The sequence below is a fragment of the Rhizobium ecuadorense genome (assembly GCF_001187535.1).
In the GTDB taxonomy this organism is placed as follows: Bacteria; Pseudomonadota; Alphaproteobacteria; order Rhizobiales; family Rhizobiaceae; genus Rhizobium; species Rhizobium ecuadorense.
Genome location: NZ_LFIO01000434.1, coordinates 1 through 279, shown reverse-complemented (window position 1 = coordinate 279; position 279 = coordinate 1). Strand labels below are relative to the sequence as shown.

General features: G+C 63.1%; 1 pseudogene. It reads left to right on the top strand.

The features are described 5' to 3' along the window. Positions 1–279 (top strand): annotated as a pseudogene (locus AF337_RS11000) (carbohydrate ABC transporter permease); the annotation flags it as partial.

Genomic DNA, 279 nt, shown 5'->3' with positions numbered 1-279 from the left:
GCTTCGTCTCTTCACGCCGTTGGCTTCTCTGGAGCGGTATCGCCGCGCTTTGCGCCTGGGTGCTGGTGCCGATCTATCTGGTGGCACTCGGCGCACTTGGCGGTCGCCAGGGCGTCTATATCTGGCCGAAGACCGGTCTTCCCACTGGCATATCGCTGGAGCCCTTCATTCTCTTCCTAAAGACCGAAGGCGTCGTCCAGTCCTTCCTCAATTCGCTGGGGGCAGCCGGCATTACGGTGGCGCTTTCGATCCTGCTCGGCGCGCCGGCCGGTTATGCGC